The organism is Methylobacterium sp. AC832 (genome assembly GCF_979256025.1).
On the sequence record NZ_CEEDMV010000019.1, the window covers coordinates 1 to 7,522 of the forward strand.

8 protein-coding genes are annotated in these 7,522 nt (G+C 56.4%); 6 read left to right on the plus strand and 2 right to left on the minus strand.

What is annotated here, in order from left to right; genetic code table 11:
• Positions 1-534, minus strand: a 534-nt coding sequence (locus AC0IXR_RS24850; protein WP_471762568.1) for a recombinase family protein, incomplete at its 3' end; no start/stop codon positions are given.
• A 528-nt stretch (positions 535-1,062) separates the two neighbouring features.
• Between AC0IXR_RS24850 and AC0IXR_RS24855 the strand changes: the two genes are divergently transcribed.
• The 6 genes from AC0IXR_RS24855 (at position 1,063) to AC0IXR_RS24880 (ending at position 7,297) form a co-directional block, all read left to right on the plus strand.
• Positions 1,063-1,602 (plus strand): hypothetical protein, encoded by a 540-nt coding sequence (locus AC0IXR_RS24855; protein ID WP_471762570.1) that lies wholly within the window; start codon positions 1,063-1,065, stop codon positions 1,600-1,602.
• Between the two features lie 287 nt (positions 1,603-1,889).
• A complete protein-coding gene (locus AC0IXR_RS24860) occupies positions 1,890-2,234 on the plus strand; it encodes a hypothetical protein (protein WP_471762571.1) in 345 nt (114 codons plus the stop codon).
• A 1,604-nt stretch (positions 2,235-3,838) separates the two neighbouring features.
• Positions 3,839-4,360: a helix-turn-helix domain-containing protein gene (locus tag AC0IXR_RS24865; protein WP_471762572.1), complete on the plus strand. Its 522-nt coding sequence runs from the start codon at positions 3,839-3,841 to the stop codon at positions 4,358-4,360.
• Between the two features lie 49 nt (positions 4,361-4,409).
• Positions 4,410-4,802, plus strand: a complete 393-nt coding sequence (locus AC0IXR_RS24870) for a very short patch repair endonuclease (protein WP_471762576.1) — start codon at positions 4,410-4,412, stop codon at positions 4,800-4,802.
• A 54-nt stretch (positions 4,803-4,856) separates the two neighbouring features.
• Complete coding sequence (locus tag AC0IXR_RS24875) at positions 4,857-6,209, plus strand: DNA cytosine methyltransferase (RefSeq protein ID WP_471762573.1); 1,353 nt, start codon at positions 4,857-4,859, stop codon at positions 6,207-6,209.
• 35 nt (positions 6,210-6,244) lie between these two features.
• A complete protein-coding gene (locus AC0IXR_RS24880; RefSeq protein ID WP_471762574.1) occupies positions 6,245-7,297 on the plus strand; it encodes a hypothetical protein in 1,053 nt (350 codons plus the stop codon).
• 7 nt (positions 7,298-7,304) lie between these two features.
• On the opposite strand, the gene AC0IXR_RS24885 is transcribed toward AC0IXR_RS24880, so the two are convergent.
• Positions 7,305-7,522: recombinase family protein (locus AC0IXR_RS24885; protein ID WP_471762575.1), on the minus strand; the 218-nt coding region annotated here is incomplete at its 5' end.

The following is a 7,522-nucleotide window of genomic DNA, read 5'->3' on the forward strand; positions in this document are numbered from 1 at the left end:
GGGCGCTAGGTCCATGGCGCGATCCTGAGCCCTCGCTCTTCGGACCTCAGTCCCCTTGGCCTTCGCCTCGGCCGTCAGAACGGCCCCACGATCCCCACCGAGCTTCACCCCCCGCGCCTTGGCAGCGGCCAAGGCATTCTTCGTCCGGGCTGAGATGGCCCGGCCCTCCTCCTCGGCGACCAGGGCCATGATGCCGACAGTAAGCCGGTTAGCGTGGGGATTGTCGCAGGCGACGAACTCGATACCAGCCTTCTCCAGGCCGAGCAGGAAGTGGGCGTCACGAGATAGCCGGTCGAACTTCGCGATGAGGAGCTTCGCCCCGTAGACCCGACACGCTTGGATCGCCGCATGAAGCTGAGGCCGGTTCCGGTCATGCTTCCCGCCTTCGACCTCGACGTACTGATCACAGACCGTCCATGCACCCCCGTTGAGATAGTCGGTGACGGTCTTCTTCTGCGCCTCCAGCCCTAGCCCGCTGTCACCCTGACGCTTGGTCGAGACCCGCAGGTACGTGACGAACTTCCCCTGGGCCATGATCATCGCACCTCATTACATATCAGTCGTCGTTCGATGACTGATATGTAACGAAATTGTCCGTCTCTGACAAGCTCTTTTCTCGGCCGCGCCAGACACTTTCGCTGGATCGAATGCAGCCGGGCTTATGAGCATGGCCCTACCACTTGGCTGACTGCTTCTGCTCAGACTGACGCATCTGCGCTTCGTCAGTCTCCGTCTTGACGAAGAAGAAAATTTCGATCACTAGGCGACTTACTCGCTACCCCAGGGGTAGCCCGCCTCCGATCCTGTCTCGCTCAGTGTAATCGGTCGCCCCAATACCAAGAACCCACCCCTACCGTACTGCCTTAGCAGCATCCTGGCCGTCTCTCATCAGGAGACGACGCCTGGAATCTGTCTAATGCGTTGGTCTTCAGTCTAAGCGATCCACAACGTGTCATAAATGACACTACAACGGTAACTTTTCAAATGTTGAACAGTTACGGAACGAGAACTCATAAGTAACAACATCAGGAACATCCACAACATCAGGGAGGCAACGGAAGAGTGGACTACTATGAAGAGAAGGAGGCCAGGAGACGGAATCATGAGACCCGGAAGTTGCTTACTCGAAGCCTCAAGGACGGCGACTTCAACGTCTTCCTGACCGTCGCCTTCGCAACTCCTACAGGGTGGATCGGCCCCCGAGTCCGGCTATTCCGGGACGACATCGAATCTGGGAAGGGAATGATCGAGACCTTTTCCAAGCATGTCAGCGACAAGATGTTCGGTCGCTCAAGGAACAACAGCGCTCGATCCCGCCCAACCGTCCCGATCATCGCTGTACCCGAGTACAAGGACAAGCACGGCGATCCTACATTCTTACACTATCACTGTATGATCACGTGCCAACGTGAGTCCATCGATAGGTTAACTTCGATTGCACACTTGTTCTGGAACAAGATTTGCTTCAATAACTACAAATCTGCCTTCGACATACGAGTGGACAAGATCACACCCAACACACTGGATAGCGTGATCTATTATACACTTAAAAATCTCGACGACGACTTTACGATACAACATACGGTCACCACCGGCCTGTAGGCTTGAGCTACGCTCGTCAACAACAGGTTTCGACAGACATATGGAAGGGGCCTTCGCTCCTGCCAGTAGACAACTTTTGTCTAATACTAATCAACAAGGAGACAACGTGATCAAGAAGAGAGTTTTTCCACTACGTATCGAGAACGAACTCATCAAGACGATGAAGAGCGTCTCGGCTTACCAAGGCAGATCAGTCTCTGACATCATCCGAGACTTAGTCTTAGTATTCGTTTCGTCCAACCCGTCGTTCAATACCAATCAACCGCTTCAGAAGGAACAACTGACCAATGTCTGATATTTCACCCATCGACCGCTTGAAGACTTCGGTTCGAAGCGTTCTTCAAGACTGTCTTAATTACTACACGATGCGATCCGATGACATCACTGATCCCGATGCGGCCATCTATGCCGCAATCCAAGTTCGTGAGGTTGGCGCGGGCCTCGATATCCTCGACCTCCTCATCGAACAGGACGGACGGACCTTCACCAGCCCAGCTTCACTCGTAATCGTCCGTGACGCCATCGTCAGGTTCTTCGAGGACTTGGCGAACACCTCGTTCTCGCTGATGCGGCGTAGGGCGGCCGATCTCATTGACCGTATCAACGCTGCTTCACCGGAGGTAAGCGTATGAAAACTTTCATGGAATTTCTTGATCCCGATCAGGCTTCGGCCACCTTCGGCGATATATTCGAGGAGGGGCGACGAGCAGTTGGGAAGGCTTCGGTGACAACGTCGCCCCCGGCTATCGTTGTGCCAAGCCAATCCGGTCTCACGATGGGCGATGCCATGGCCAAGGAGAAGAAGGGCCAAGCGTCAGCGCCGACCCAGGTAGCGGTCCCACCAGTTCGAGGCCGGAATGTCGTCACCCTCGGCGACGTATTCAGGAAGGCTGGAATCCGCCACTAAATTTTCGGTCTTCGCTTCATCCTCATAGGGTCGCTAGACACCCTATGAGGATGCTCCGACGAGTTCCTACCCGTCGCCTCTCGATAACCCCTTCGAACCGTCTCCCTGGGCTCACGGCTTCCTTCTAAGATATTGGTAGTCTTGGCAGTTCGGGATTGACCCCCACCTCCGCCACGCTTGAGCCATGTAGTCCACTCGGCGCTGACGATCTCGACGACGTTCGGATCGCTACGGAATGCTGCCACCCGGCGCTCTTGGATTGTTACCAACCCGAGTTCGCGAGCTTGGCGCAGGGCGCGCTTCACCACCGAGATGGACGTGCCCGAGATCGCCGCCAGTCGAGCGTGTGGCCAACGACAATCCCCTGCCCGCATCACTTCAACAGCGAGAGCGGCCATCACTGCCGCTTCACCAGGGGTGAAGTGAGCGGCGATAGCCGGTGGGAGCCGACCGGAGCATGTCCACGCCCTCCGTCTCCTCAACGATGCCGACGAACGTGGCCTCGATCCTGGAAAAATCCGTCGAGGCTTCGCCTCAACCGCTGGCATCTGCTTCCCGTCGATGAGAGCCGACAGGGCTTCAGCTTCGGCTTCGGACAAGTGACCGTCGGTGTACGCTGCCCACAGCCTACGGCTGATGTCCGGCAACGCCAGACGTGGCGCAGCCTCTACGGCACGCCGGATTTCCTCTGCAATCGACACAGCTCCGCCCTTGGGTTGTGAACCCGTCGCCGAGGGTGCGTCACCGCAGGCACAGCTCCGCCATCGCCAGAAATTAGCTTTCCAGCTTGACGAGTGCCCAGAAATTAGGGGAAGATCACGACTGCCAAGTACGTGATTTCCCGGTTCCGGCCGGCATGTGACCCGCCCTCTGTGGCGGGTTTCGTGTTTTTTGATCCCACATTCTTTCGACGCCTCGACAGAGTCGGACGCCAACAGCCATCTCGCCCGAAGCACTGCCGTTCGTCAAACTTCGGGTAACCATCCGGCGACCGAGGTCATGACCGAGATCGTTCTGCCAGCAGTGGACTAGCCCGATCTCACAGGCCTCAGGGATTGCTGGATGGTTCGGATGGGTTGCCATCCTTGCCACGACGCCACCGCCGAAGTTCGGTCAGCAGTCCGGTGATCGCTACGAGAACACTGGCCGTTCCGGCAACGAGAGCGGTGATCGTCTGTGCATCTGGCATAGGGTTGCCCAGTGGAAACTGCCTCAACAGCGTTGCCACCTTTTCTACGTCTCCCCATTGAAGCGGGCGTTAACCCTCCTCGTCCCTACTACTCTCCGTTAACTAGTTTCGTGAACGGTGCCTGCCGGTGCCTTTTTCCAGTGAGCAACCCGGTGATGGTGACCCTAGGCAGCGCTGCCAAGCAACTCGGTATATCGAAGCCGACGATCTCTAAGGCGATCTCTAAGGGGCAACTCTCGGCAGCACGTCGAGACGATGGCAGCTTCGCCATCGATCCCAGCGAGTTGATACGGTGGTGGGACGGGGTGAAACACCGCTTCCAGCCTCAACCAGTCATCGAATTACAGCCGGCAACCCATTCAGATGGCTTGGAAACCTCTTCGGGCAACGGGGTTTCCAGTCAGCAGCACGAACAGGGAGGCAACGGGGACAACGAGGTTGCCCGTCGCCTTGCTGCTCTTGAAGCTGAGGTGCGTGGTCTTCGTGAACTGGTCGCTGAAGTGAAGGCGTCGAGAGACGATGCCAAGGCCACCGCCGATCAGTGGCGGGTACAGGCCGAACGCCTCACGATGGTGTTGCCCGCCCCTGTTTCCATGGAAGGTGGCTCGGCATCAGAAGGATCGTCTACGCATCGGCCCTGGTGGCGCAGGATGGTGGGATAACCGCGATACGATGCCTGAACACCCTATTGACCCCGTTGTCTCGGCTCGGATGGCACGCATCCGAGGCAAAGATACAAAGCCTGAGACCCTCGTCCGTCAAACAGCGCATAGGCTCGGCTACCGCTTTAGGCTTCATAGGCGTGACCTACCTGGCTCGCCTGACCTCGTTTTCCCTTCCCGTCGAAAAATCGTCTTCGTCCATGGTTGTTTCTGGCACCGGCATAGCTGTCCAACTGGGAGCCGGCTGCCCCGAACACGCACAGCGTATTGGGAATCAAAGTTTGTCCGAAACCGAGCTAGGGACATTCGAAAAGAGGGCGAACTTCATGCCGCGGGCTGGGGCGTACTCGTCATTTGGGAGTGCGAAATCCGCGACCAGGCTTGGCTGGCTGACCGGCTGATAGAGTTCCTCGGGCCGAGGGAAACTCGTGCACAAGGCTGACCGCGACGGTGTGAGATGTGGCGTCAAAGCCTTCTCGATGCATAGGTTGACCCAATGAAGTATCGTGTAGTTTCGCTCTTTTCGGGTGCCCTCGGCCTCGACCTTGGCCTCGACCTTACAGGCCGCTTCGAGCTTCTGGCGTGCGTCGAGAAGGACGGAGCCGCCTGCGATACAATCAGGGCAAACCGTGACGCTGGAAGGTTGCCGACCGACCTCCGAGTCTACGAAGGCGATGTATCTGCGCTCGATCCCCTTCAAGTCCTTGCAGACCTCAAGCTAGCACCTGGGGAAATTGACTTGGTGGTTGGAGGCCCACCCTGTCAGTCCTTCAGCACCGCAGGGCGGCGAGGTACCATTCAAGACCCGCGCGGCACGCTGTTGTGGGAATACCTCCGCTTCATCGAGGTAATGCAGCCGCGTTTCTTCGTCATGGAGAACGTGCGCGGTCTCCTATCAGCCGGGCTGCGTCATCGCCCGCTCGCCGAGCGACCCGAGCGCGGAGGCCCGCCCCTTGAACCTGATGAGCTTCCGGGATCGGTCGTCAGGCTCTTCGCTGATGATCTGCAACGCATCCCGGGTGCGGCCTATCATATGGACTGCTTTGAAGTGAACGCGGTCAATTACGGCGCTCCGCAGCTACGTGAACGGGCAATCTTCGTCGGAAACCGTTTCAACGCTAGGGTGGATTTTCCTGATCCGACACACGGGTTAGAGGCACAAAACGTAGCGGTGCCCGACCTGTTCACGAAGCGGCAACCCATGAAGCCGTGGAGGACACTCCGTGATGTGATCGGAAAAACAAACGATCCCGGCGACATCATCATGGACTTCAGTCCACGCAAAAAACAGTTCCTCGCCCTCGTCCCGCCGGGTTCAAATTGGCGAAGCCTTCCGGAGAGCCTGCAGCAAGAGTCGATGGGCAAGGCGTGGCACGCTAAGGGCGGTCGCTCAGGTTGGTGGAGGCGACTGACCTTCGACCTACCCTGTCCAACTCTCGTAACGATGCCAAACCACGCTAGCACGTCGCTCTGTCATCCGACGGAAGTCCGTGCGCTGACGCTGAAGGAGTATGCGGCAATCCAGGAATTTCCGTCTGACTGGAAGTTCATGGGCAAACCAGCGCAGCAATACGCGCAGGTGGGTAACGCCGTGCCTGTAAGGCTGGGACAGATCGCTGGCGAAGTTGTCGCGAAGGAGATGGATAAGCTCGCTGCCCGCCGTTGGCGGCCCTATGAGCACACGCCTGAAGCTTTCCGCATCGTCTACGTGCAATCACACGTTAGGACACGTCAGTGGTTCAAGCGCGGGAAGATGGTTCTTTGGGAAGATGGGGCGGAGAATGCCCGAGCCGCATACGACCCGCCGCAGACGCTTAGAAAAACCAGTCAGATGCGAAAGGCTGTCTAATGGCTCGGCGAGGGACCAGTCCATTCTATGATGCGTTGAAATCGCGAAAGCATACCTACAGCGCCCATGAAGTAGCTCAACTATTCCAACAAGTGGATGAGGAACGAGTTGATAAACTCGCCGCTAAGCTTACTGGATACATAGCTAAAAATCTTCCTGCCGCATTCGAGAAGCGCAGCAAGCTGTCTGCTTATCGTACTAACCCTTATGTCCTTATGACGTCGGCGACAGTCATGGACCTACGTGATCCTGCCGCGTTTGGACAGTTTCTGTTCAATAGCAAGCTTTATATGGCACTGGAGACATCGTTCGGAAAGCAGATCGAGGCCGCATTTGTAGGTGCATACCCACTGACAGCGACTCATCTCTGGACCGATCCGCCTGAGAAGTTAACGGAGTTCGCAGAACTAGTTGGCCTCTCACAACAAGCGAAAGCTCAGCGACGTGCTTTATCTGTCTGGCGCGAGATTGATAGATCATGTGTTGTTGGCAATCGTCGTTACGTAACTTCAATTAAAAGTGGCCCGAATACAATTAACGACACTCAAGTCGCGGGGATGTTTTCAGCAATAGCAACCCACCATCGTGAGTGGATGACTCAGTCCAAGGTGACCTATCCCGGTCTAACCGGCCTCGATATCGTCTTAGGACTGACATACGGTACGGACCGCACAACAAATAACAAAGAAAACCAGATACTAGTGAAGTTGCTAGAGAGCGGCTTCGAAGAAGAAGACGCTACTACGAAGCCGGGCATCCTAATCGATACAGCGACTCACACTATTCGTGTCTACCGTTGCATTGGACGCGAGTTCTGGTCATTCATTGGACAGCCTGATGCCGTAGATACTGCATCATTCGTCTTTCTTGAAGTACTTCTTGCTTTAGCTAAAGCTCTTGGCTCTGGATTAGAGGCAGCAGATATTGAGACACGAATCAATGCTCGAATGCAGCATCTAGCCGTTGCTTTAGCTGGTCTTCAGTTTCCACGTAAAAGCTTACCAGAATGGGTACGAGAAGACTTTAGTGAGGCACAGCTATTCTGGTTTGCCACAGCAATGACTGCATTCTACGATGAAGGAATATGATCTCGGATCAAGCAACCTTACTCAACACCCGGCTGACTTGAACGGGAGCCCACTTGCCACCACGCGCAGTGGGGATGCCCTTAGCATTGAGCACATCGGCGATAGCCCGAAGCGTCGTCGCACCGGCGGCCCGGATGTCCTCTATGACGGGCGCTAGGTCCATGGCGCGATCCTGAGCCCTCGCTCTTCGGACCTCAGTCCCCTTGGCCTTCGCCTCGGCCGTCA

What these genes read in the sequence shown, in the direction of transcription:
- AC0IXR_RS24860 (WP_471762571.1), top strand. Translation starts at nt 1,890, where the DNA reads ATGTCTGATATTTCACCCATCGACCGCTTGAAGACTTCGGTTCGAAGC.
- AC0IXR_RS24875 (WP_471762573.1), top strand. Translation starts at nt 4,857, where the DNA reads ATGAAGTATCGTGTAGTTTCGCTCTTTTCGGGTGCCCTCGGCCTCGAC.
- AC0IXR_RS24870 (WP_471762576.1), top strand. Translation starts at nt 4,410, where the DNA reads ATGGCACGCATCCGAGGCAAAGATACAAAGCCTGAGACCCTCGTCCGT.